This is a genomic window from Ruthenibacterium lactatiformans (assembly GCF_000949455.1).
GTDB classification, from domain to species: domain Bacteria; phylum Bacillota; class Clostridia; order Oscillospirales; family Ruminococcaceae; genus Ruthenibacterium; species Ruthenibacterium lactatiformans.
The window spans coordinates 1-20,626 of the sequence record NZ_JXXK01000008.1; the positions used below are offsets into that span (position 1 = coordinate 1).

33 protein-coding genes and 1 other annotated feature are annotated in these 20,626 nt (G+C 41.5%); of the genes, 4 read left to right on the forward strand and 29 right to left on the reverse strand.

What is annotated here, in order from left to right; all coding sequences use genetic code 11:
• The 6 genes from TQ39_RS07235 to TQ39_RS07255 form a co-directional block, all read right to left on the reverse strand.
• Positions 1-230, reverse strand: a 230-nt coding sequence (locus TQ39_RS07235) for a hypothetical protein (protein ID WP_156146212.1), incomplete at its 3' end; no start/stop codon positions are given.
• Positions 227-379 (reverse strand): hypothetical protein, encoded by a 153-nt coding sequence (locus TQ39_RS20735; RefSeq protein WP_009323255.1) that lies wholly within the window; start codon positions 377-379, stop codon positions 227-229. The genes TQ39_RS20735 and TQ39_RS07235, both read right to left, overlap by 4 nt.
• Positions 376-555, reverse strand: coding sequence for a hypothetical protein (locus TQ39_RS07240; protein ID WP_156146214.1), 180 nt, complete (start codon positions 553-555; stop codon positions 376-378). The genes TQ39_RS20735 and TQ39_RS07240 overlap by 4 nt, the downstream gene beginning before the upstream one ends.
• A 449-nt stretch (positions 556-1,004) precedes the next feature.
• Positions 1,005-1,235 carry a hypothetical protein gene (locus tag TQ39_RS07245; RefSeq protein ID WP_040909920.1) on the reverse strand — a complete coding sequence of 77 codons (231 nt, stop codon included), beginning with the start codon at positions 1,233-1,235 and terminating at the stop codon, positions 1,005-1,007.
• Positions 1,236-1,302: 67 nt separating this feature from the next.
• Complete coding sequence (locus TQ39_RS07250; protein ID WP_009323260.1) at positions 1,303-1,608, reverse strand: hypothetical protein; 306 nt, start codon at positions 1,606-1,608, stop codon at positions 1,303-1,305.
• Positions 1,609-1,637: 29 nt separating this feature from the next.
• Positions 1,638-2,144, reverse strand: coding sequence for a hypothetical protein (locus TQ39_RS07255; protein WP_009323261.1), 507 nt, complete (start codon positions 2,142-2,144; stop codon positions 1,638-1,640).
• A 122-nt stretch (positions 2,145-2,266) separates the two neighbouring features.
• Between TQ39_RS07255 and TQ39_RS07260 the strand changes: the two genes are divergently transcribed.
• Positions 2,267-3,298: an IS6 family transposase gene (locus TQ39_RS07260; protein ID WP_050005056.1), complete on the forward strand. Its 1,032-nt coding sequence runs from the start codon at positions 2,267-2,269 to the stop codon at positions 3,296-3,298.
• A gap of 117 nt (positions 3,299-3,415) precedes the next feature.
• Here TQ39_RS07260 and TQ39_RS07265 read toward each other — a convergent pair whose 3' ends face one another.
• The 20 genes from TQ39_RS07265 to TQ39_RS07345 form a co-directional block, all read right to left on the reverse strand.
• Positions 3,416-4,051, reverse strand: a complete 636-nt coding sequence (locus tag TQ39_RS07265) for a hypothetical protein (RefSeq protein ID WP_050005057.1) — start codon at positions 4,049-4,051, stop codon at positions 3,416-3,418.
• A gap of 22 nt (positions 4,052-4,073) precedes the next feature.
• Entirely contained in the window at positions 4,074-4,409 is a 336-nt protein-coding gene (locus TQ39_RS07270) for a hypothetical protein (RefSeq protein ID WP_050005058.1), read from the reverse strand.
• 9 nt (positions 4,410-4,418) lie between these two features.
• Positions 4,419-4,871 (reverse strand): hypothetical protein, encoded by a 453-nt coding sequence (locus TQ39_RS07275; RefSeq protein WP_009323265.1) that lies wholly within the window; start codon positions 4,869-4,871, stop codon positions 4,419-4,421.
• 81 nt (positions 4,872-4,952) lie between these two features.
• Entirely contained in the window at positions 4,953-5,183 is a 231-nt protein-coding gene (locus TQ39_RS07280) for a hypothetical protein (RefSeq protein ID WP_009323270.1), read from the reverse strand.
• A gap of 48 nt (positions 5,184-5,231) precedes the next feature.
• Positions 5,232-5,417: a hypothetical protein gene (locus tag TQ39_RS07285; RefSeq protein ID WP_050005059.1), complete on the reverse strand. Its 186-nt coding sequence runs from the start codon at positions 5,415-5,417 to the stop codon at positions 5,232-5,234.
• Between the two features lie 43 nt (positions 5,418-5,460).
• Entirely contained in the window at positions 5,461-5,598 is a 138-nt protein-coding gene (locus TQ39_RS20740; RefSeq protein WP_009323273.1) for a hypothetical protein, read from the reverse strand.
• Between the two features lie 145 nt (positions 5,599-5,743).
• Entirely contained in the window at positions 5,744-6,175 is a 432-nt protein-coding gene (locus TQ39_RS07290; protein ID WP_050005060.1) for a hypothetical protein, read from the reverse strand.
• Entirely contained in the window at positions 6,176-7,072 is an 897-nt protein-coding gene (locus tag TQ39_RS07295; protein ID WP_009323275.1) for a hypothetical protein, read from the reverse strand. It lies immediately after the preceding gene.
• Complete coding sequence (locus tag TQ39_RS07300; RefSeq protein ID WP_050005061.1) at positions 7,062-7,598, reverse strand: hypothetical protein; 537 nt, start codon at positions 7,596-7,598, stop codon at positions 7,062-7,064. The genes TQ39_RS07295 and TQ39_RS07300 overlap by 11 nt, the downstream gene beginning before the upstream one ends.
• Before the next feature lie 14 nt (positions 7,599-7,612).
• On the reverse strand, positions 7,613-7,963 hold the full coding sequence (locus tag TQ39_RS07305) for a hypothetical protein (RefSeq protein WP_050005062.1): 351 nt from the start codon (positions 7,961-7,963) through the stop codon (positions 7,613-7,615).
• A gap of 25 nt (positions 7,964-7,988) precedes the next feature.
• Positions 7,989-8,522 (reverse strand): hypothetical protein, encoded by a 534-nt coding sequence (locus TQ39_RS07310; RefSeq protein WP_050005063.1) that lies wholly within the window; start codon positions 8,520-8,522, stop codon positions 7,989-7,991.
• 395 nt (positions 8,523-8,917) lie between these two features.
• A complete protein-coding gene (locus TQ39_RS07315; protein ID WP_050005064.1) occupies positions 8,918-9,775 on the reverse strand; it encodes a DUF6551 family protein in 858 nt (285 codons plus the stop codon).
• Between the two features lie 239 nt (positions 9,776-10,014).
• Complete coding sequence (locus TQ39_RS07320) at positions 10,015-10,245, reverse strand: hypothetical protein (RefSeq protein ID WP_050005065.1); 231 nt, start codon at positions 10,243-10,245, stop codon at positions 10,015-10,017.
• Between the two features lie 130 nt (positions 10,246-10,375).
• Positions 10,376-10,651, reverse strand: coding sequence for a hypothetical protein (locus tag TQ39_RS07325; RefSeq protein ID WP_050005066.1), 276 nt, complete (start codon positions 10,649-10,651; stop codon positions 10,376-10,378).
• 323 nt (positions 10,652-10,974) lie between these two features.
• Positions 10,975-11,289, reverse strand: coding sequence for a type II toxin-antitoxin system RelE/ParE family toxin (locus TQ39_RS20160; protein WP_082052159.1), 315 nt, complete (start codon positions 11,287-11,289; stop codon positions 10,975-10,977).
• Positions 11,286-11,591 (reverse strand): type II toxin-antitoxin system RelB/DinJ family antitoxin, encoded by a 306-nt coding sequence (locus TQ39_RS07330; protein WP_050005067.1) that lies wholly within the window; start codon positions 11,589-11,591, stop codon positions 11,286-11,288. Before TQ39_RS07330 ends, TQ39_RS20160 begins: the two co-directional genes overlap by 4 nt.
• Before the next feature lie 266 nt (positions 11,592-11,857).
• The gene (locus tag TQ39_RS20165) at positions 11,858-12,124 is read right to left on the reverse strand and encodes a Txe/YoeB family addiction module toxin (RefSeq protein WP_040909922.1); all 267 of its coding nucleotides are present in this window, start codon (positions 12,122-12,124) and stop codon (positions 11,858-11,860) included.
• Positions 12,121-12,369 (reverse strand): type II toxin-antitoxin system Phd/YefM family antitoxin, encoded by a 249-nt coding sequence (locus tag TQ39_RS07335; RefSeq protein WP_050005068.1) that lies wholly within the window; start codon positions 12,367-12,369, stop codon positions 12,121-12,123. Before TQ39_RS07335 ends, TQ39_RS20165 begins: the two co-directional genes overlap by 4 nt.
• A gap of 401 nt (positions 12,370-12,770) precedes the next feature.
• Entirely contained in the window at positions 12,771-13,049 is a 279-nt protein-coding gene (locus TQ39_RS20170) for a DUF4160 domain-containing protein (protein WP_082052160.1), read from the reverse strand.
• Positions 13,033-13,311, reverse strand: a complete 279-nt coding sequence (locus TQ39_RS07345; protein ID WP_009323283.1) for a hypothetical protein — start codon at positions 13,309-13,311, stop codon at positions 13,033-13,035. The genes TQ39_RS20170 and TQ39_RS07345 overlap by 17 nt, the downstream gene beginning before the upstream one ends.
• Before the next feature lie 496 nt (positions 13,312-13,807).
• On the opposite strand from TQ39_RS07345, the gene TQ39_RS20745 reads away from it, so the two are divergent.
• A complete protein-coding gene (locus tag TQ39_RS20745; protein WP_156146216.1) occupies positions 13,808-14,422 on the forward strand; it encodes a hypothetical protein in 615 nt (204 codons plus the stop codon).
• Between the two features lie 106 nt (positions 14,423-14,528).
• On the opposite strand, the gene TQ39_RS07350 is transcribed toward TQ39_RS20745, so the two are convergent.
• The 3 genes from TQ39_RS07350 to TQ39_RS07355 form a co-directional block, all read right to left on the reverse strand.
• On the reverse strand, positions 14,529-14,708 hold the full coding sequence (locus TQ39_RS07350) for a hypothetical protein (RefSeq protein ID WP_050005069.1): 180 nt from the start codon (positions 14,706-14,708) through the stop codon (positions 14,529-14,531).
• A 4-nt stretch (positions 14,709-14,712) separates the two neighbouring features.
• Positions 14,713-14,973, reverse strand: coding sequence for a hypothetical protein (locus tag TQ39_RS20750; protein ID WP_156146218.1), 261 nt, complete (start codon positions 14,971-14,973; stop codon positions 14,713-14,715).
• Between the two features lie 382 nt (positions 14,974-15,355).
• Positions 15,356-16,081: a hypothetical protein gene (locus TQ39_RS07355; RefSeq protein ID WP_050005070.1), complete on the reverse strand. Its 726-nt coding sequence runs from the start codon at positions 16,079-16,081 to the stop codon at positions 15,356-15,358.
• A gap of 2,220 nt (positions 16,082-18,301) precedes the next feature.
• Positions 18,302-18,550, forward strand: a binding site (T-box leader).
• Between the two features lie 85 nt (positions 18,551-18,635).
• On the opposite strand from TQ39_RS07355, the gene TQ39_RS07360 reads away from it, so the two are divergent.
• Complete coding sequence (locus TQ39_RS07360; protein WP_050005071.1) at positions 18,636-19,568, forward strand: bile acid:sodium symporter family protein; 933 nt, start codon at positions 18,636-18,638, stop codon at positions 19,566-19,568.
• Between the two features lie 382 nt (positions 19,569-19,950).
• Positions 19,951-20,178: a hypothetical protein gene (locus tag TQ39_RS07365; RefSeq protein WP_050005072.1), complete on the forward strand. Its 228-nt coding sequence runs from the start codon at positions 19,951-19,953 to the stop codon at positions 20,176-20,178.
• Positions 20,179-20,626: the final 448 nt, after the last annotated feature.

Consider the following 20,626-nt stretch of genomic DNA (forward strand, 5'->3'; position numbering starts at 1 on the left):
CAATACTTCAAAAACGCCACTGTTTCGGCATCTGTTTTACACTTGTTCGCATAACTAGCAAATTCCGCAACCTCTCGAATCAACTCATCATCCGTTTCAAAATCTTCTTGATAGCAAATATAATCCACGTACTCTCCGTCGCTATCTAGTACATCAACACGGCCGTCATGGAAAAACAAACTAATATATGGATTGGTGCACATTTCTTCAAGATATGTACTTATCTTCATTCCTCCTGCACGTTTTCAAGCGTATAATAATCGTCCCATGAGATGTCTTTGAATTCCATATCCTCCGCTGCGGCATAGGCTTCATCCTCATTTTCTGCCTGAATATATGCAACGCCTTCGCGCCTTACAAAAACTGCATATGTTCTCATTGTATTTCCTCCCCATATCCCACTGAAAAGATAAATTTCTCATTATTCAGACCTTCAAGCATATATTCCTCGCAGCACACATCACATACTTCACAAGGGCCTCCATCGACCCAATCTTCGTACCTGTCTGTAAGAATCTGCTTGGCTTCTTCAACATCGCCCTCAATGATTTCCACAAACAGCATCCTGTTATAGCACTCAATATAAAACGGTATCCAATTGGGATGAATATACAATTCTACATTCGCCATTTTTTCTCATATCACCTCTTGCATTTTCCGGTCCTCAACCAGACGCCCAAACCTATTTGCTTGGACGACTGGCGAAAGGAGTTTACCATGTGGCCTTGTCTCAAGCCTACACAGTTGTGGCACAGAGTTACCAGTTCTGCGCCTGGTTGAAGACCGAAAATGGTTTTTTGTTTCTTTTTGGCAAGCTTACATCCCAGCGGAGCAGAAAAAATCATCATTCACAAAATCGTATCCGTCATAATGCTCAAAAATCAATTCGTCAGGAATGTTACACGCTTCTGCCAGATCACTATAACTGGGACCACTGCATACCGTTTCAAACATGTACGTTTCTTTCAGCTCATTCAACTGTTCCCTTGACAACTGACGCACCATCATACAACTTCACCATAGGCAGCGCCCATTTCAGCGTCAAATGCCGCATTGGCTACGACCTTTTTAATTTCCTGCCATGCATCTGCATAGCCGGCGCTGTACCCTTCTTCAAATTCCGCCTTGAGCGCATTGCCGGCATCTTGAAATATTTTCTCAAGTTCATCGGCATTTCTATTATAAGTGCCGTTACGTGTCCTTGCCGCAGTTGCCTTCTTTTTCAGCTCCATCATTAGACATTAATCCATTTAAGTTTTTGACCTCCAGTCATCAACAATATTTTCAATCTTCACAATACCCCTATCCTTCACTCTCAATTTCATTCCATGCGGCTTCCGGTGACTGCCAATCGCAATAATCAAACAGCTCACGGGCTCGATTGCCTGCCAGCTCGATAAAATCTCGTTTTGTGTATACTCCGAGTGGATCTAAAAATCCATTGTCATATGCTGATTCTGGGATATATATGATCTCGTCATCCGGTACCCCGCTCCATGATTCTGTGCGAAGCAGCGGACTCATATTTTTGTATCCGTATCCCTGTCCGATCCAAAATGGCTCCAAAATTGCTGGACACTGTACGCGCTTATACTCCTGCATTGTCATTCGTATCGTCTCCTTAAGTCGCTTTCTTATTATAGACGTCCTTTCAGTGGCATCAGTTGAACGCTGCCGTCCGCAACGCCCCATGTGTATTGCTGTCCAGTACAGCAGTCTTCCAGGACATCACAGTCATTTTCCATTGCCATTTTTCTGATAACGGCTGCCTGCTGTTCTGTCAGTCGATGGTACGGCCTCGTCAATAGAGCCACAGCTTGCACAAAGCAGTCCGGCAGGCTGGTATGCGGGACCGGTCTCAAAAAATTAATTAATCGTTCAACTTCCGCTCTTGTAACAGCATCAGGCTTTTGAGTACTGACATCTTTCAAATCGCTGTAGAAAAAGTTCCAGCGAAGGCCATCGTCGGACTGGACCCGAAGCCCTTCATCATGCAGTTCCAAAACAGTCGCCCGCATCCAGATATCAATTTTTTTAGATGTGATAAAATGCATATAGGCCTGAGCCCCCTCTTTGAGGACACCTTGTGTACCATCAACTTTTTGAAAATGAATCGTTCGCTCGCATTCAAGATGTAATTTCATTTTCTGCTCCTTATTGTTTATTGCGGACTGTAAAGTTAAATGAAAGTTGAGGACCCGTCAGCCCTTCTGGTACAATGGTTTTACCACAAACCCACGTACCTCCCGAAAGGAGACGAGTCCTCATGGCAAAATTGTATCAAATAAGTTGCCCGAAGTGCAACAACAAAACGGATTTTTATCGCTACGGAAAAGATTCGCATGGACATCAAAAGTATCGTTGCAAGAAGTGTTGGTATCAGTGGGCACCGGAAACGCCGGAGCGTGTTTATACTCGAACGAAGAGCTATCCTTCCTGTCCTATTTGCGGCAAGGCAACTTTCCTGCACCATGATATGGAGCACTACAGCGACTACCGCTGCTGTGACAAGAAGTGCAACCACTCCATGTTTGTACCGAAGCCTACCGCTATCTCTGCTCCGTCCATGTCCCAACTCTTTGGAAAGACCGATTTCAAGCGGATGCGCTACCCTGTTCATGTGATTCTAACGGCCTTGAGCATGTTCTACCTGGGCAAGAACTCGTTCCGCAATATCGCATTGATTCTGCGTACCGTGATGAATGTCCTGGTGTCCCACACGACCATTAGTAACTGGTGTACCAACTTCGCCCCGATGTTCCAAAACATGGCCTTACAGCTCATTCCAGCACTCAATTTCAACTCTGACGAGTGGCATGCCGATGAAACTGTCGTTAAGATACAGGGCAAGAAATACTACCTCTGGCTCATTCTGGACAGTGAGACGCGCTTTGTCCTTGGCTTCCATCTGGACCGCCACAGGGACAGTCCTCAGGCTTTCACCATACTGGAAGCGGTAAAGGATTTAGGCTCGCCTCGCGCCATTGTGAGCGACCGTTACTTCGCCTATCAAATGCCTGTCAAGACGCTGCATGGGGTTCAGCACATCCGCGTGGAAAGTTTCCACGATGACATCACCAACAACCTCATTGAGTGCTTTAACAAGCAGTTCAAGGCATGGTACAAAACCAAACAGGGCTTTTCCTCTTTTTCCTCTGCCAACAACCTCATTTCCATGTTCATCTTTTTCTACAACTTCGTCCGCCCTCACTCCGCCTTGAATGGCCTTACTCCGGCTCAGTGTGCCGGCCTTCAACTATCCAAAAAGCGTAAGCGCGAGCTTCTGCTCGTTGCATAGAGCTTTTTTGTGCTTTCGGGTCCTATTTTTTCATTTTTACTTTACAGTGCCGTTTATTGGAATTCTGATCGACCCAAGGATCATCAGTTTTTATGCAATTATATCCGAGTCCACTTTTCACGTTCTATTCTCCCAATTACACTTCTGGCCCTCCAATATCTCCATGCCATAGCAGATACTTGAAATCACACCATCCAGTGCAATCCCCTGTCCTGTATTGCCTCTGCCCCAATACCAATGGCCCCATCCTTCGATCACTACTTCGCCGCGTTCTTTCAGTTTATCGCCAAGCCAGTTTGTTACCGCCCACCATTCATATACTTCTTGAGGTTTTTCATCCAGATATTCGTACTCTTCTTCTGTATACACGTGACCGCAGCTTTGGCACTTATACAATTTTTCAGTAGAACAACATTCCCGCGCTTCTGCCTCAGTATCATAATACAATCCGCATACAGGGCACATATATGTTCCATCTTCATCTTTCTCTATTTCAATTTTTTTGTCATCGGGATAAAACTCATCAAACCCATACTGGCTACCGCATTTATCACATTCTTTCACAAAATAGTTACTTACATCTCCTTCGGTGAACGGAGCATCGTAACCGCTTAATTCATTCGCCAATCTCAATATGTATTCGACTTCTGAAGTCATACAACACATAACTTCACGGTTTACAAAATCTTGTTTTATTCGCTGATTTACGCAGGAATCAAAATCGTATTCAACACCATTTACCGTATACGGCATACGAACACCTCATTTTCAAATGTTAATCTATGCTATCGACTTCTCCAGTTTCCATCATTTTATGAATTTCAATTAATTGGTTTTTTAAAAAACGAACGCAGCCTGCATACAGCTTGTCCATTTCCTTTTTCGGAAACTTATTCTTTACCGCTTTTGCGTAATCTTCCCATGGCGAAAAATCACGTTCAAACAAACAACAACTTGTTTTCTCCAGACAAAAATCAAATGTTTGTGCCAACACACCATAGCACAACGCAGAATGATCTGCCCGTACACGCGCGGCCCTCGGCAACGCTTTAACTTTGTCACAGCACTCATACAATGCTTTTCTGCTATAGCATGCTTTTTCAAATTTCATACTGTATCTTTAATCCTCCTCGTTTTCTTCTTCCTGTCCAATGGTTTTGCGGATATATGCTGCAGCCATTTCGTACTCATTCCATATCTTTCCCGGTACGAGATGTCTGTAAAGAGCTTCTGTTTCAAACAACATCTCAGCAATAAGCTGCCACTCCACGATATAGTTTGGGGATTCTCTGTCCAACGTGCCATCCGCTTTACGCTCAATAGTTGCCGGTGAAATCTCCTGAACAAAGTCGTCCAGATTTTCGTAGCTATAATAATGAAGGACATCTTCAATTTCATCTTCCGAGTAATCGTTAATGTTGATGAATGCGTGGGCAACTGCAAACATATCAAGAACCCCACACACCTGCCACAGCTCAAAAACATTTCCTTTGAATTCGTCAAGATTACGCACATATTGTGCACAGTCATCATCAGTAAGAATCCATTTTGAAGATCTTATTTGTAAACTCATATTGAATTTCTCCTTGTATTAGATAACTGATAGTTGCTGCCATTTCTGCCCTCGTGACCTCTGGGGCGGGCTGTTGGTTATTTAGCGGGTGGGGTTGCGCTCCATAAATTTTCTTACGAATTCAAAGCACTTTTCCAAATTAGGGCTGCTATATATTGAATCCAGCCCGCCCGGAACTAATTCAAATTCCACTGAATAATTCCAATGAAAAATATCTCTAGCATCTATTACTTGCAAAAATTCTCCGCCATTAGTTTCCCATGCTTTAATCGTGCGTCTGCTCATATACGGATGATTTCTAATCACGTTCATTTTCTTTTCTCTTTCTCCCCGTATGCCCGATAGGCCAGGCGCATTTTGTTACGCAAGCGGAAGCGTATCTACAACGGCTTTAAGCTGTTCCAACTGGCTACTAAGCCGCTCTATCTGATCGAGGTCTGCGGTAACATCGTACTTATCCTGCATACCCAACAGCTCATTTGTGAGTTGGCTCAGTTGCTTGGCGTAAACGTCCAAATAATTGATATGGATTTTGATATTTTCCATCGTAAAACCCTTTCTGCCCTCGTTGCCTCCGGGGCGGGTGTTATTAACACGGGCTTTCAATGGTATAATCGCCTTCTCCAAACATTTCATCGCCGTATTCTTTCGCTTCTACATAGCTTTCAAAATCCTGCGGCATTTCATCAAGGTCATTCGGGAATACTGTACAAAACCATTCGTTCATTTTCTTTTCTCTCTTTCTCCCCGTCCGGCCGGTAGGACAGCCTGGTTGATTTAAGCTTTCGTACCTACGCATTCTCTTTCACATAAGTAACGATATCTTGGGAAATCGGTGCATACGTTCTAAAAGCTCTCTTTCCGGAAGCCTTTCATTTACACTGATCCATTTGTTCATTTTGTACACGAGTCCTCCATTGCTTTGTCAAATATACACGTTTCAGCTCAACATCACCATCGATACAAGATAGCCGCCAAAACTGGATATACTCTTCGATTCCACATCCGTCATAAACGAAATTATCAAACTCGATTCCATCTAATTCGTTTCTGTGAAACGATATATCATGCAGACATGTACCATCTTCCCGCAGACAGAGAAGCCATGCATGATTCTTTCCGCTCTCAACGACGCGATTTAATGTATCAATGTCGTAGAAAATATCTCCTGCGTAGATTTCTGTAATTTTCGCTGCAAGCCTTACCATACGGTCAGAAATATTCGAAATATTGCCAGTATCTGACCGCACAACAAATCGCGGATCATCGTCGTACGAGGAATAATTTCTGATTTCGTATTCCATTCATGCCACCTCTTCCATTTCTGGCCAGTGCTCGGTCATGCCATTTTCTGTCACATCACTACCATAGAATCCGCCGCAGCTATCGATTTCTTCCCAGAAAATATCTGCATAAAGGGCCTCTTGTGGGCTAACTTCCTCGCCGGCCACTGTGCCTCCCAGAAATTTTTCAAGACGATACCAATACACATCACCATGAATATATTGATTATAAATATCTACTTCTCCCCGAAGCACGCTCATAGCCGTTTCGAGATTCTTTTTATTGAATGCTCCGTACTCTTTTTCAATATCCTCTTTGGTAACATAGATAAAACCAACTTGACCAGAATCCCATGAATCGCAAAAACTGCCAGTGCTCATCGTAATTCCCGAATGGTCATAGAGATACAAAGGCAGATAGAAAACTTTGTCCTTGAGAAGCCTCTTACAATCTTCAAAACCAAGATCTTCTATGATGTCATCCTCAACGTACCAACCACCTGAGCGAAGGTCTTCAATGTCACCTGTGTCATATGTCTTATCAATGCACCATGACGCTTTTTGCTTATCCCCCAAGAAAGAAATATATCCCCAATAACAAAGCTCATAGCTTTCTTCGCCATCTTCATCAATCTCTTTCTGAAGCCTAACGCTCCCATCTCCGGATAGCGCATAAGCGAAAAGCGTATTTCTGTCAATATGCTCACGCACCATATCATGCCAGAAATCAATAGGTTCACTGTAATCGTGTTTGTCTCCGAGATTATATCTTCTATTCCAACACAGCATATGACCCAGTGGACTCCAATCGCGCGGCGAGTCAATCCAATCGTCCTGCCCTATTCGCAGCCTGTAATATGTACCGTCAGAACCTCGCGTCAAAAGGTTCTCGTCGAGATCTATGTATCTAAGGTTCATTTTTTAGTGCCTCCAACTTTATAAATTCTTCGTAGTGAATACCCTTGTAAGACAGCTCAAATCTATCTGGATAACTCCAATCGTCACATTTTAAGTAGCCTTTTCCTTCAAGGAAACGTATACACTTATCAAACTCAGCTCGATCGATTCCAATCGACTCCATAACTGGAAGCAAGGCATCGTCTCCAAATACCCATGTCTTACTTGAAGAGTGCTCAAAGTTATTTAATTTTTCCAAGACTCGAATACTTGTTCTATCAAGCACTTTTTTGTCGACTAAATCGTTTTCGCGTTCCTTTGTATTTGCTAACATAAAGCCACATTTTTCATGAGACGGGCCTTCGCTATATGCGAATTCTAGCTTTCCAAACTCAAATAATTTTTCAATTGCCTTTGTAACTTCTTCGAATGTAGATCCAATTGCAAACGCAAGATTACTAATTTCATTACTACAAAATCTAAAGATTCTTGTTTCTGCGTTGTACAATTGCATTTGCGTCAACAGCTTTTTTTCAATCATATTCATGTCGGTCTCCTCCTCTACGCCGCATTGCTATGCTTTCCCATATAGTGCATATGCCTGCCATCAAACCGGAACAATTTGTAGAAACCAAACGGGGCAGCTACTGTTTCCATAAATTTTCTCGCTTCAAATTCAGTAGAAAACTCCACTGTATAAGTCGGATGGCTGACAAAGAAAACGCTTTTTTCTTTTGTCTCCACTTCTTCATCCTCATGCAGCTCATGTTTTACTGCACCGAGCAATTCATTAATGGTCGGACGCCCTGGAAGATCAAGTACTTCTTCAAGGAAGCTCTTAATAAAGCGCAATTCATTGTCTAAATACATCTCCGCGACATCATTGATGTCCCCATTAATTCGAATACACACAGTCGTTTCCTCCTAAAATTCACATTTAAAAATCAATCGTTCCGATTCGTTCTGGTTTATAAACCTTCTCCCAGTGCCAACCATCATCGTACAAATTAGGTACTTTTGTCCGTTTAAAGTCTCGAATGACTGTACTCATTCGTGCTTTACTCAATTCATTGAACACAAACTCAGCAGCGCAACGGATGTTGGATTCACTACAATGCTGTCCCCAAAAGCTATCTATAAGCCAACCTTTTTTGGTCTCTTCCAAAGCTGCGTCCATTGAGTATTTCCCGTTTTTAATTGGTGTCTTGATATAGTAAAAAGGAAAGAACGGGTTATCATCTACCTGGTAGTAGTAGTACACATCATTTAATACAAAACTAATGTACGAAGTATGTGTGACCTTGATCGGTTCAGTGTCCTTACAATTCCGGTCACTGATAAAAGCCTGCCTTGTAGGCTTTACCCTGCCGCCGTGCTCTTTCACCAAACTTGCCAGTGCTGACATCATACGCGCCATGTTATAGTCGCAAGAACGAAGATACAGCCGTTGATTTTCTTTTGAAACGATCATATTTGACCCTCCACTAAATATTTTGTTGATACTCAAACCTGTGATAGGGCTTTTATGCAGATGCCCTTCAGAACTGCTTTTTCTATACTCTTACAAACTCAGATAGATAAAAAATGTCGTCTCCGAGCCTGAAGAATATCTTCCCGGTGTGTCTTTCACGCTTCACAGGCACTGTCCAAAATCCACGTAAAAAGCCATTTTTTCGATAAGTTACCGTTACTTCCGACAATAGATGCTCACGATTCGTTTTGCAGCCTACGATTGTAAAAACACGTGTTCCCAGATTTAAAACCATATATATCAACTCCTTTGGGGCGTTTTTTCTTTAGCCCGCCTTGTATTGACTAATTATAAGATTGCGATATTTGCCTGTCAATACTTTTGCCATTATAATGTCAAAAGATCAAACCACGTGTGGGCAGCTCCTGTACTTTCCGCTCCCCATATTGAGGCAGTTTATTGATGTAATGCTCAATCACACTCGCCATTGCATTGCTGGGTTTACGATCGATATAGCATGCTCTTGCCATGTATTCAAACCGCTTCGGAGAACTTTGCGAAATGATTTTTACAATTTCTGTTCTAAGTTCATTCGGAGAAATGTCACAACGAGCCGTATAGACATAATTCAATGCCATAATAACCGATCTGCTATATGCTCCAGGCTCCATATGCCAGTTTGCTTCCCGAATAATTCTAAAGATCCACCGAAGTTCATCAGGCTCATTGTTAGTAATGGCAAGCGCAACACCTATCGCAGTCAACACGCCGGCACTGTTCTTTCCACATGCCTTTTTGATCTTGATACCATATTCATCGCAGATATCACGCAAAAGCAACGCAGCCTTGCCACGTTCTTCACCGCTGGCACACGCCGCAATAAATTTGTCGTATTGCGTTAGTTTGGTTACATTTTCTTCTTGTGTTACAAACAGGTGCGCTTCATCTTCGTCTGTAAGACCTGTGCGAATATTGCAAAGCACATGTGTCTTACCAACCATAACGGCAGCACGCAAACGGTTGCCGCCGTCCCAAATATTAAAATGATCTCCTCGCTCACTCGCTTCCAAGTGGCCAGCTTTATTATCATCCCAATTCGATGCAATGTGAGCGACATGACGCCCTTGGTCACGCTGGTAAATTGGACTAAGTTCACACAGGTCAACGGGGATCAATGCAGTCTTGATACCGTTCCCTTCGGTGTGGGCGTTCATCATGATGGTTTCTACTCGGGCTTTGTTCTGCTTGTTCATGGTAATTCTCCTTTAAAATATGTATTTATTATGTATTTTTAATACTTACAGCAAAGCTGCAAGCATTTGCGGCACACAGAGATACAGGAGCATAACAGCTCCTACGATAACGCAGTTCTTTATAAATCTCTTGCGTTTCATTTTCTTTTATGCTCCTTTGTTCTGATTTTGGGTATAAAAAGAGCGCCCTATCTTGTTAGATAGAGCGCTTTATGCGAAATCAAAGTATCAAATATTTATCATTTCAAAAGCAAAATCACAAAAATTATAGCCAAACCAATCATTATAGAGGAAACCACTCTGAATAATGAGACAACAGGCGATCCCAATTGCTTTTCCTCGTATTTTTTTGATGACTTTACTTCGTGTTTTCTCATCGGAGCAGATTGATTGATCCTATCAACGCTCTGCTTATAGTGTACATAACCGTCAAGACCTGAGCCATAAAACCCAAAATCATTTTTGGACATACAATCGCCTCTATTCGTACAAACCTACATTTACAATTGAATCAGTTCGTTCTGTCCATTTTAACAGCGTATTCGTTGCGCTGCGAGTAATTGCCACATCCTCAGCCTTATGTCCTTTGCTCGCTTATTTTTATTCAGCCTTGCGAAGATCTTTGAGTACAGCGGTGTGATTCATCACAACAGTTTCCAGCGTGCGCAGCCTGTCGCGCATGTCGTCGATCTGCGCGGCGCGGTCATTCGCCTTGTCCAGTTTTTCCGCAATATCAGTATACTGCTCAGCAATAAGGCTGATTTTGTGGTCTTGCTGTTCTACAAGCATGCGAGTGCGACGAACTTCTGTCTCCAGCTTTTCCTGGCCGGCCTTTAATTCACCCAACATCTGCAAAATCAATTCTTCGTTTTTCATTTGCTTCACTCTCCTGTGCTTGATATTATACCCCATGGCGAGAGGGGTTACAATTGGTCATTCTCACAAAGTTTTCCGAGCTACATTCAGTAGCTACAATTGAAGCCTACGATGGATTATGCTTAACAAATCATTTCAGCCACAAAAACGCATTTGAAATCCTCAAATATCGGGCAAAAATAGCGAAAATCAAAGATTAAAAACGGATTTTACGTTTTTATTATATAGCGCAGTATAAGACAAGCATTGGTGCACAACTCTTGACGGCTCCATTTCGTCGCCTTGGATCAAAAAACGCCCCGCAAAGCAGAGCGTTCATTGCGTTAATCAAATTGTAGACGTGATGCAATATCAGATGAACTATATAGCACACGCAGCACTATCACAGAGCTGTTTTCTATTGTATATATTATAGAGTAATTGTCGACTATCAGCTGCCTGACAACGTGTAATTGTGGGGCTAAGACAATTTGTTTGCAACGATCCGGTAAGGTCTCAAGGGATCGAATTTTCTCTGCAATCCGATCGTATTGCCGCATTGCTGTTTCTGGTTCTTGGAAAGCTTTTGCTATATAATCATAGATTGAATTCATATCATCCAGTGCGAGGCTGGTGATTTCTACATTATACTGCTTCATTTGTGGGTTTTATGAAAAGCTGCAAACGCCGCAGAAGCATTTTGCACTTTTCCTTGCTCCATTTCTTCATAGCCTGCTGTTATTGCCGCGCGAAGTTCCGAATTTGTCATATTATCTGCATTGATCTCTGCTGGTGCCTTTGGAAGTGTAATTGGGAACGGAATCCCGCCAGTAAGAGAAATTTGTCTCAGATACGCGTCTACTGCAGTTGCCATAGGAATACCTAGTTGTTTTAAAACATTTTCAGCCTGCTGTTTGACCTGTGGATTTACCCGTAGATTCATTGTAACTGACTTTTCCATATCATTCACCTCTCGCCACAAGTGTAACGCAAACAGCGTTACAAGTCAAGTATCATCCAAAATATTTTTCACGCGCTGCGCAAAAAAACGCCCCGCAAAGCAGAGCGTTCTTCGTTATATTCAATTAATTTCACTGGCACTAAACTCTGTAACTGGTTCAACCGTTACCTTCGTTTTTTTGCCTCCAACTCGCCCTTTTCATAGGCAATAGCTTCTTCTAGACCTAATGCAACTTTATCGAAAACGGTACTCATTAAGAAACCTCTCTACTTTTCATAATGCGTCCACATTCTGATGATTTTTACTATCTTTTCATCTTCAAAAACTTGGTACACTATCCTATGCTGTCTGTTAATTCGTCTTGAGTACATTCCAAACAAATCACCAACCAATTTTTCATATGACGGTGGGGTCTGATAAGGATTATTTCTGATTACCTCAATCAAAGCTTTTGCTTTGGTTGCAAGATTCGCTCTTTGAAGCTTTTGAATATCCTTTACTGCATCTTTGGAATATACAATTTTATAACTCACCAAACCACCTCGTCTTCAGGAATACACTCGGACAGAGGCGTGTTCATTCCATCGATCAGCGTTTTTTTCAACTCTGCGTTTGACGACAATTCAAGCGTTGCCATAATACCATTATACTCTTCTTCACTTAGCAAGATAGCATTGCCGGATTTTGTAGAAATATTTATTGGCTCATTGTATTTAATTGTATTCTCAAGCATAGCAAAAACATTTTTCCTGAATTGCGTAATATTTGTATTAAGCATTATAGACACCTCTTTGTCACAAAACATGTACATTATCGTGTACATATATTATATGCACTCGCTTACGAAATGTCAACAAGCACTGTGGGTTTTCCAGGCATCATCCAAAATATTTTTCATGCGCTACATCCAAAAAAACGCCCTGCAAAGCAGAGCGTTCTTCGTTATATTCAATTTAATTCCATGATAAGGTTAGCTTTCGCTTGTTTGATGCACAATCTTTCAGATATAAATTTATAAGCGTTTGATACGGGATGCGGCCTCTTCAGACTGACTTTTGAAATAGTCTATTGCTTCCGCATCAATGTTTATTGTGATTTGTCGTTTTAGCTGTTTGCTATATGGGTTTTTCCTTGCATTTGAAAAATCGTATTCTCGTTTCATGTTGTCGCCCACCATAATCAACAATAAAATCTTATTTCTCCGTGATGATCTTGCCACTTTCTAACGATTTCAAACGATCTGGCTTCGATGACATCCATGATATCGGAAAGCATTCGTTCCGGAATTTTAGAATTATTATGGGCTAGCAAACATTTTCCTTGTCGTGTAATCCAAACTTTTGTTGCATTTCCGGATGGAGTCCCCTGTGTGATATGAACGTGTACTGGTTCTAATGGATAATTTTCATTTGACCAAAAATACACAAGATATGCCCCAACTCTAAATATTTGCGGCACAGCCCATTCCTCCTTGCTTCGAGAACCGAATGATCAAATGTGCCGTACTTTCAAGGAGTTCCTGAAAATACTGAATTTCAGCGTCACTATATCCATCAACATTTCTCCACGCATATTCAGGCAAACGGCAATATGCATTCTTGAACCCCGTGCTCACTGGTGTCTCAATAAATACATCTACATGTTCTCCCGTGTCATTTTCAATTGGCTTTCCAAATGTGATTTCTGTGTTATCTGAAAGTGTCATAAATGGATAAATCATATTATTCGCCTCTTTTTTACACTTTTAGTACGTAGTGACGATTTCTAAAACACTAAAACAATCAATGCGTGAGCTTGTGACAGTCTATGTTTCTATATATATTATATTCATTTCATGCAATGAGGTCAATTGCAACATTAAATAATTGCCCCATCTAAATAATCCATTTCCCATTTTTCAAGCCCAGAGTGATTTTCATAAATACTTTTTGTACCATACAATTTGTAGCTATGCAAAAGATACTCCGGACTTTTACAATGCATATTGCTTGTGTTATATCCTTTTGACACCTTGCATCTATGCGTTGTCAAACATTCAGAATGCGACGTTTGCGGCAATTCTTTTGTGCCGTAAAGAGGAACTATTGCAACATCATTAAAGAAACCGCAAGACAGAGTTTGCGGTCAAGGTGGTGTAAAAAACAAATTGTTATTTATACAAAACGCTTATATAAGATAATTCTGTTTTATGGTAAAATGGTAGCGAGGTGATTGAAATGAGTAAGGGAGACGGACACGGTATGAGCTTTGTTTACGATTGGCAGCTGTTTACAGAAAAAAATCGTGAATATTCTCATCCTATTGGCCAATCAAAATGCAAAACATATTCTATTGAAGATTATGCAAAAGGATGCTTATATTATATCAAAGAAAATAGTTGTTGCGCATTGAATAAAAAGACTTGTGTTTGTTTTACAGATAATTCCAAGCTTTGCGAAAAACATGTGCGTGATACAATCATTTCTCAGCCCCCTAGAACAAATGACGGACACTATAAAAATAATTCTATAAGCAGTCAGAATTCGAGAAGCACTTCTTTAATTCCCACCAAAACAATTACATTGTCGAATCATAAAACTCATTCTAAAGATTATTATCCGAAAACATTCAAAGAGCAAAAAAGATATCTATTAAAAACAATTTTACATGTATATGTTTTAGTTGTTTGCATTATGTTCCCAGCAAAAAAAGTCCAACTTGTAACGCAGGATACGCCTTCAACAAGAGAAAGAAAACTTGTCCGATTTTTTCTTACCGAAAATCAGGCACAATTAGTTTGGGAGATAATTCAAATGCACAAAAATGAGGTTGCATATCTTGAAATACAGTAACCGCAAAAAACAAACTGCCTTGCCATGAGGTAACGGATCAACTGATTGAATTGCTAACTTACAACCGGGTGCAACACTCAATATAGTGTAATGCAGTTACAAATCTTTATTTATTTTTCTCAATATAATCAATGATAAACTGTTTTAAAACTGAATAACGACTCACACCGTTTTTCTTACAACATTCATCAAATTCCTTGGCTATTGAAATAGGTAGATTGGCTCCAACAAGTTTTCTTTGCTCTTTTTCCCTTGCGTATTCCTTACTATAATTTCTTTCAGCCATACTATCACTTACTTATTTTAAATTCCTTTTTAATGATTTTCTTTATAAAATCCGAAGCAGATTTACATTGGTATTCTAAAAGCAGATCATCAAACAATTCGCCCTCTTGTGTTGTAAGAATTAAATTATATCGCCTTTTTAGTTGCTCTCTCTTTTTTTCTGCTTCTTCTCTCGACATAGCCATACTATCACCATCCAGTGATGATAGTATACCAAAATTTCCTGGCTTTTTCAATTCAATTGTATTGCACTTTTTCTTGCTCATGTGATATACTTATCCGCAAAGGGGCAGGCGGTTTATAGTGTCGCCCAGCACTTTTTGCTTATTGGCTTATGTATTCTATGGCAGCTTGCCAGCTTTCAAACTTTATTAGTTTGGTGCCACACCTTACATACCAATATTCCCCCATTGGGAAAGGCAATCATTGCGCCCCCTTTCGCCTGTGTAGATGCACAGGCTTTTTTGTTGCCACTCTGCATTTTTCATGCGGGCTTGTGACCGCCATTGGCTGCATTAGCTAGGGCGGCTTTTGCCGCCCCGGATTCGTTTTAGCCCTCTTTCTTTGCTCGATGGCAAGCCGCTTTCGAGGTCATCTTATACTTTCCACCCTCTTTGCGCGTTTTGATTGCCGAAAAAATTGCATTCATCATGGTTTTTCGTTAAAGACTTGGATCGCGTCATACTTGACATTTGCGGCACTGATTTTGATAAATTTGACATCCTCTTTCAGCATTTTCGGAAGCACACTCTCCGGACAGATTGCGGCACAAACCTTGCGCAACTGTTCTTCCATTTTCGCAAGGCCAATACCCTCCATGCCATATTCTGCTTTTTTCTGTGCTTGCAGATCAGTAAGCGCAGGACTTACGATTTTGATATCATCTGCGATAGATTGCGCAATGTTATCCAGGAACATTCTGAGGTACAGGTCAAATTTGCTGTCATTTGCAATAGTCACAGCTTTGTTTAAAATCGGATTGCCGTTTGCATCTAATTCTTTCGAGTTTTTAAGCTGAAAAGCACGGTTCAGGTCATAGAAATTGAGCTGCTTCTTTACGTCAGCAACTTTATATGCGCTTGTCTTTTTATCCAATACGATTCGTTTTGTCATATAGAACGGGTCATCAATGAATGCTGTAAACATCGCTTCCCGGTCCATTGTGAGAAATTCTGCGCACTTTGCGGTTTTGATTCGTCTAGTTTCTTCTTTTGCGGCATTATCTGCCAAATCCGTGACTTTTTCTCCTGCATTCAGCAGATCTGCCCAATCTTGCAGAGTAAGAGCATCAAATTGTGCTTTTTCTTCGTTGGAAAGCTCTTTTGCAGCGCGGATGTTCTCGATAATAGCGATGATATTCTTTTTGTTTTCCATGGTAAAAGCCCCTTTCAAATTGTAAAAAATAAAGCCCAGTGGTAAGCTGGGCTTGCGTACAAGAGTGTTTAGCACTCATAAAAAAGCACAAGATACTTGCAACTACTTCGGCACTTTGGCTGCAATAGCCTTACACGTAAGTATACGTTTTACCGCGTTTTGCTTTCTCTTGTGCTTTCGTTATCAATGTTAAACACATTGAATTATGTAGTTTTTCCGCAGGAATGACCGCTACTTGCTTACAGTCTCCGCAGGCATTCCCGCCACACTTGCCACAAGTAGTACCATGTGTTTTACTTGCGTTTCGCAAAGTGCGTTTATACTTTTCGTCCAATACTCTTTTGTTTCAGTTCGTACCGTTGGACAGCGCCTATAAATAGCGCTTGCTTGCTACTTTACTACGGTTTTACATCCGTTCACATCAGGCCACACTTTCCCTATGGACTTTACGGACATTTAACCGCTTTTTCTTGCAAACTATGGGAACAATCCACGTTGCAAGCTATACAATGTGCGCGGGCGTCGCAATCTCCTTTATCCCTATGCCTTGCGGTCCCTTGTAAACAAGTTTCCTCGCCTATAATGACACATGTGTCATATAGTGGCATTGCACTATTGATTTTTCAAGTTTCTGAAATTCCCTTGCACCGTCCCGGCGCGATATTGGAAACGACTTTTGACGGTATGGAAAGCACCGTCTAAAGATTGCTTTTTCCCGCAACCTATGTTTGAATATAACGCGCTCCGCGTGTCGTGGGTATGTGTCGCAAGGCGTGGGGCCCGTGCAGCTGTCCCGCGTGACCTCTCATGCGTGGCGCTGTCCGTGGGCCGTGTCCCTCTTGACAATGCCTATTTTAAACGTTGGTATTACCAATGTCAATTGGTATTCCCAACATGCGCAATATAAACAATATATAGGCGAAAACAGGCATAATACATTGTAAAAAACAAGCCAATTTACCCTATACCTTATTCGCGCGTGCGCGTATGCGCGTACTAATACGCGCGTATATGCGTATACGTGTGTATGTGTGGCGTTAGATGAACGCGCGCGCATATGGTGTGTTTTTACCGCAAAATGCGGTATAATCGGCGTGTATCTACTACAAGTGTAGTAGTAAATAGCAAAATGCAAAGTATGCTTTGCAAAATGGCCTCCCGCGCGCCGCGCGCAATCGCGGCATATGGTTTTAAATACTAGATAATATTTTATTCATCATCAGATACAGGCAAAAAAAGCCGCAAAATTACCGTTATGCGGCTTTTGGCTTAGTAAAGCCATTTATGGGCATTTATGGGGGGGGATATTTACATTTTTCAGGTATAAAAAATCACGCAAAAACCATTAAGTACCTCTCTCCCACACCCCAGATTATTTTCCATAATTTCCCACTATTTCCCCCATTTTTATTCGGGACTCGCTTCGGCAAAACCCTTGATCTAAGCCATTTTCCCCATTTCCATTCCTCTCAAAATTCACATTAATCACGCTAAAATCCTTTCAAAAAGCCTCAAAAACCGTTGAAAACACTACGTTTTCCCCGAATATCGCAAAAAAGCGCTAAAAAGTTCAAATCAAATCTCAAAATTTTTCCCTTCAATCCCTTCACTTCTCTCCCCTCTCATTCTCACAAAACCGCATCCCAAAGCCATTTTTCCCTCTTATTTCCCTCCCATTTTCGGTATTATTTCCATATCCGAAAATCCTCTAAAATCGTGTCATTTCAGACAAAAATAACATTCATCCACGGGGTCCAGCATAAAATTCCGATATATAAGCATAAAAAACAGCAGGCCAAGCATGGTCTGCTGTTCTAAAAGCCAATATATTGTTTTCATATCTAAAACTGAAAAGTACAAGCTGCCATTATGCCAACTCATTAAAGTCTCATTTCTTTCTCTATTGGCATGAACGGTATTCCCTTAAATCAATCCGTATCATTTTATATCATGTGCTATCCCTCATCCCCCCATCACAAGGGATTCCGTTTTTGCAGGATATCTTCTCGTTTGATCTACTGTCGTCCATTATAAAGAGCAGTTGGAAGATTTGTAAATTTGCTTCAATAATCAGAACCTTTTGTGAACACAATTATTATACTTGAATTTTTGAACATTCACTTTGGCTCTTGGGTGGACTTTGTTCCTCTTTTTCTTTCGATAATAAAAAGCTATTGACATTCGGAAAGCAGAGTGGTATGATAGCAAAAAATCAAACAGTCAAATGTGTTGATAAGGAAAAGTAGCGAGAGGAAAGCTTACAGAGAGCCGTGGGTTGATGGGACACGGCAACGGAACTTCCGCGAAAATCCCCTTAGAACAGTCCGGGTGAAGAGCGCGCCCTACGCTTGCGTAAGCCGGAACGTGTAACATACGTTATCATGTTTATCATTGACGGATGATAATTGAGCGGCCGTTTTCGGACGGCAAATAGAGTGGTACCGCAGAGTTGAAACCTTTGTCTCTAATTTTAGAGATGAAGGTTTTTTTGTATTCTGAGGGAACAGCGCATTGGCTGAAAGATTCATCACTTCAAAATGAGGAGGAAAAACAAATGAGAGTTTTGGAGAAAATAAGTGATTTTGTAGGAAAGTACATGGCAATCCTTGTCCTAGCCGTGGCTGCACTTGCCCTGTTCGTGCCACAGTCTGTAAGTTTCATTAAGACAAGCTACGTCAACACACTTCTGGGCATCGTAATGTTCGGTATGGGGCTTACCCTGAAAGCCAGCGATTTTAAGGTTGTATTCAGCCGTCCCAAGGATATCATTATCGGCGCTGTTGCACAGTTCACCATCATGCCGCTGCTTGCCTTTGTTCTGACAAAGCTTTTCCAACTTCCGCCAGAGCTGGCCGTAGGCGTTATTCTGGTGGGCACATGCCCCGGTGGTACTTCCTCCAATGTTATGACTTATCTTGCAAAAGGCGATGTGGCCCTGTCTGTTGGCATGACCGGCGTCTCCACCATTCTTGCACCGTTCCTGACTCCGCTTCTAACTAAACTGTATGCTGGACAGACGGTAGATGTAGATCTTCTGAGTATGTTCTTATCCATCGTAAAGGTTGTGATTGTTCCCATCGTACTGGGCTGCATCATCAATAAGCTGTTCTCCAGCTTTACCGAGAAGGTTACAAAGGTTCTGCCCCTTGTTTCCGTCACTGCCATCGTGGCCATCGTAGCCGCTGTTGTATCTGCCAACTCTTCCAAAATCATGACCTGTGGTTTTCTTATCATGCTGGTAGTTGTTCTTCACAACTGTCTCGGTTATGCGCTGGGCTTCGCTGTGGGCAAGGTTCTGAAGCTTGACATGAGTAAATGCAAGGCAGTTGCCATCGAAGTCGGTATGCAGAACTCTGGTCTTGCAACCTCTCTGGCGGCCACCCATTTTGCACAGTATCCGCTGGCTACTATCCCTGGCGCTGTATTCAGCGTATGGCATAATATTTCCGGCGCTATCTTTGCAAACTTTATGACGTCCAAAGAGTAATCTGGTAATGATAACTATTTTGCTGTTGACTTACAGTGCAGATAGTGATATTCTAGCCATGATAAGACTTTCACAAACGAAGTTTTGCGGTTGAATTAGGAGTAATTCCCCATGAAGAAACCTGCTTGCTTTAGCTCTGGCGGCTGTGGCTGGCGCAACTTCTTCCCGCGAGTCCGTGAAAGCGCTGATGGCAGCTGTTGAGAAGCAGGCCAAAGCTGGCAATACGGAAGTTGTTCTCGTAGATAATGCGAAATAACTTCAACTTTTAAGAAAAAGGGAAGCAAGAGCTTCCCTTTTTTTGTACATAAGCATTTTTTAGTTTGTAAAGCAATCCTTTATCATTGTCCATAAGCAATTACATTTTTCGAAGGAGGTCTTTCAAGTGACACAGGAAGAGCTGCAGATCATTTCTAACCGCGATGCGCACTGGGACGAGGTTATAAATCTTTGCAGGAAATACGGCTTCATCACGCAGGAGTATGGAAACGCTGTAACACTCATGACAAACAGCTATCAAATCGACTCATGGCAAGAGCCGACTTACCGCTTTCGTCAGGAGCAACTGTTTGGCAGCTTCCCGCAACCTGAGGAGACCTCTGGGAAAAAGTAAATCGTGCAATTCAACTTACCACAAATTTCATTGATTATAATCAGCAAAATAAATACTAATTGTTTAAGCAACAACTTTATCGGCTTAACTCCATCAGTCTTCAAAAACAAATAAATTTCCAACAAATCAAGGTATACTTGGGTATGATACTCAAAAACCTATACAAACTTCAAACCTAGACACTTTTCTATAACGAAAAATCCGAGTGGACTCAGATATTTCTGATCCGCCCGGATTTTTTTATTGCCCCCAATATCTACGCTGCGCTACACACCACAACTCACAACAGTTCCCAGCTCTGTTTCAAGTACCACTCAAATCCTAAGAAATTTATTACGTTTTAAGAGTTATCACTTCCATCGACAACTTTTACCGCATCATCCAAACAGGCCACAAAACATATAGAAACTTCAATAAAATCTCCATATACTTGGCCACGGTAACGCCA

Bases quoted from the DNA above. Each gene is read 5' to 3' on its own strand.
- TQ39_RS07330 (WP_050005067.1), bottom strand. From the start codon at position 11,591: ATGGAAAAGTCAGTTACAATGAATCTACGGGTAAATCCACAGGTCAAA.
- TQ39_RS07315 (WP_050005064.1), bottom strand. From the start codon at position 9,775: ATGAACAAGCAGAACAAAGCCCGAGTAGAAACCATCATGATGAACGCC.
- TQ39_RS07285 (WP_050005059.1), bottom strand. From the start codon at position 5,417: ATGGAAAATATCAAAATCCATATCAATTATTTGGACGTTTACGCCAAG.
- TQ39_RS07320 (WP_050005065.1), bottom strand. From the start codon at position 10,245: ATGTCCAAAAATGATTTTGGGTTTTATGGCTCAGGTCTTGACGGTTAT.
- TQ39_RS07255 (WP_009323261.1), bottom strand. From the start codon at position 2,144: ATGAAATTACATCTTGAATGCGAGCGAACGATTCATTTTCAAAAAGTT.
- TQ39_RS07355 (WP_050005070.1), bottom strand. From the start codon at position 16,081: ATGGAAAACAAAAAGAATATCATCGCTATTATCGAGAACATCCGCGCT.
- TQ39_RS07260 (WP_050005056.1), top strand. From the start codon at position 2,267: ATGGCAAAATTGTATCAAATAAGTTGCCCGAAGTGCAACAACAAAACG.
- TQ39_RS07250 (WP_009323260.1), bottom strand. From the start codon at position 1,608: ATGACAATGCAGGAGTATAAGCGCGTACAGTGTCCAGCAATTTTGGAG.
- TQ39_RS07275 (WP_009323265.1), bottom strand. From the start codon at position 4,871: ATGAGTTTACAAATAAGATCTTCAAAATGGATTCTTACTGATGATGAC.
- TQ39_RS07265 (WP_050005057.1), bottom strand. From the start codon at position 4,051: ATGCCGTATACGGTAAATGGTGTTGAATACGATTTTGATTCCTGCGTA.
- TQ39_RS07280 (WP_009323270.1), bottom strand. From the start codon at position 5,183: ATGAACGTGATTAGAAATCATCCGTATATGAGCAGACGCACGATTAAA.
- TQ39_RS07270 (WP_050005058.1), bottom strand. From the start codon at position 4,409: ATGAAATTTGAAAAAGCATGCTATAGCAGAAAAGCATTGTATGAGTGC.
- TQ39_RS20735 (WP_009323255.1), bottom strand. From the start codon at position 379: ATGAGAACATATGCAGTTTTTGTAAGGCGCGAAGGCGTTGCATATATT.
- TQ39_RS07335 (WP_050005068.1), bottom strand. From the start codon at position 12,369: ATGCTTAATACAAATATTACGCAATTCAGGAAAAATGTTTTTGCTATG.
- TQ39_RS07360 (WP_050005071.1), top strand. From the start codon at position 18,636: ATGAGAGTTTTGGAGAAAATAAGTGATTTTGTAGGAAAGTACATGGCA.
- TQ39_RS07295 (WP_009323275.1), bottom strand. From the start codon at position 7,072: ATGAACCTTAGATACATAGATCTCGACGAGAACCTTTTGACGCGAGGT.
- TQ39_RS20745 (WP_156146216.1), top strand. From the start codon at position 13,808: ATGAGTAAGGGAGACGGACACGGTATGAGCTTTGTTTACGATTGGCAG.
- TQ39_RS07350 (WP_050005069.1), bottom strand. From the start codon at position 14,708: ATGGCTGAAAGAAATTATAGTAAGGAATACGCAAGGGAAAAAGAGCAA.
- TQ39_RS07300 (WP_050005061.1), bottom strand. From the start codon at position 7,598: ATGAATATGATTGAAAAAAAGCTGTTGACGCAAATGCAATTGTACAAC.
- TQ39_RS07325 (WP_050005066.1), bottom strand. From the start codon at position 10,651: ATGAAAAACGAAGAATTGATTTTGCAGATGTTGGGTGAATTAAAGGCC.
- TQ39_RS07245 (WP_040909920.1), bottom strand. From the start codon at position 1,235: ATGATGGAGCTGAAAAAGAAGGCAACTGCGGCAAGGACACGTAACGGC.
- TQ39_RS07310 (WP_050005063.1), bottom strand. From the start codon at position 8,522: ATGATCGTTTCAAAAGAAAATCAACGGCTGTATCTTCGTTCTTGCGAC.
- TQ39_RS20750 (WP_156146218.1), bottom strand. From the start codon at position 14,973: ATGAGCAAGAAAAAGTGCAATACAATTGAATTGAAAAAGCCAGGAAAT.
- TQ39_RS20160 (WP_082052159.1), bottom strand. From the start codon at position 11,289: ATGAAGCAGTATAATGTAGAAATCACCAGCCTCGCACTGGATGATATG.
- TQ39_RS07290 (WP_050005060.1), bottom strand. From the start codon at position 6,175: ATGGAATACGAAATCAGAAATTATTCCTCGTACGACGATGATCCGCGA.
- TQ39_RS20740 (WP_009323273.1), bottom strand. From the start codon at position 5,598: ATGAACGAATGGTTTTGTACAGTATTCCCGAATGACCTTGATGAAATG.
- TQ39_RS07345 (WP_009323283.1), bottom strand. From the start codon at position 13,311: ATGATTTATCCATTTATGACACTTTCAGATAACACAGAAATCACATTT.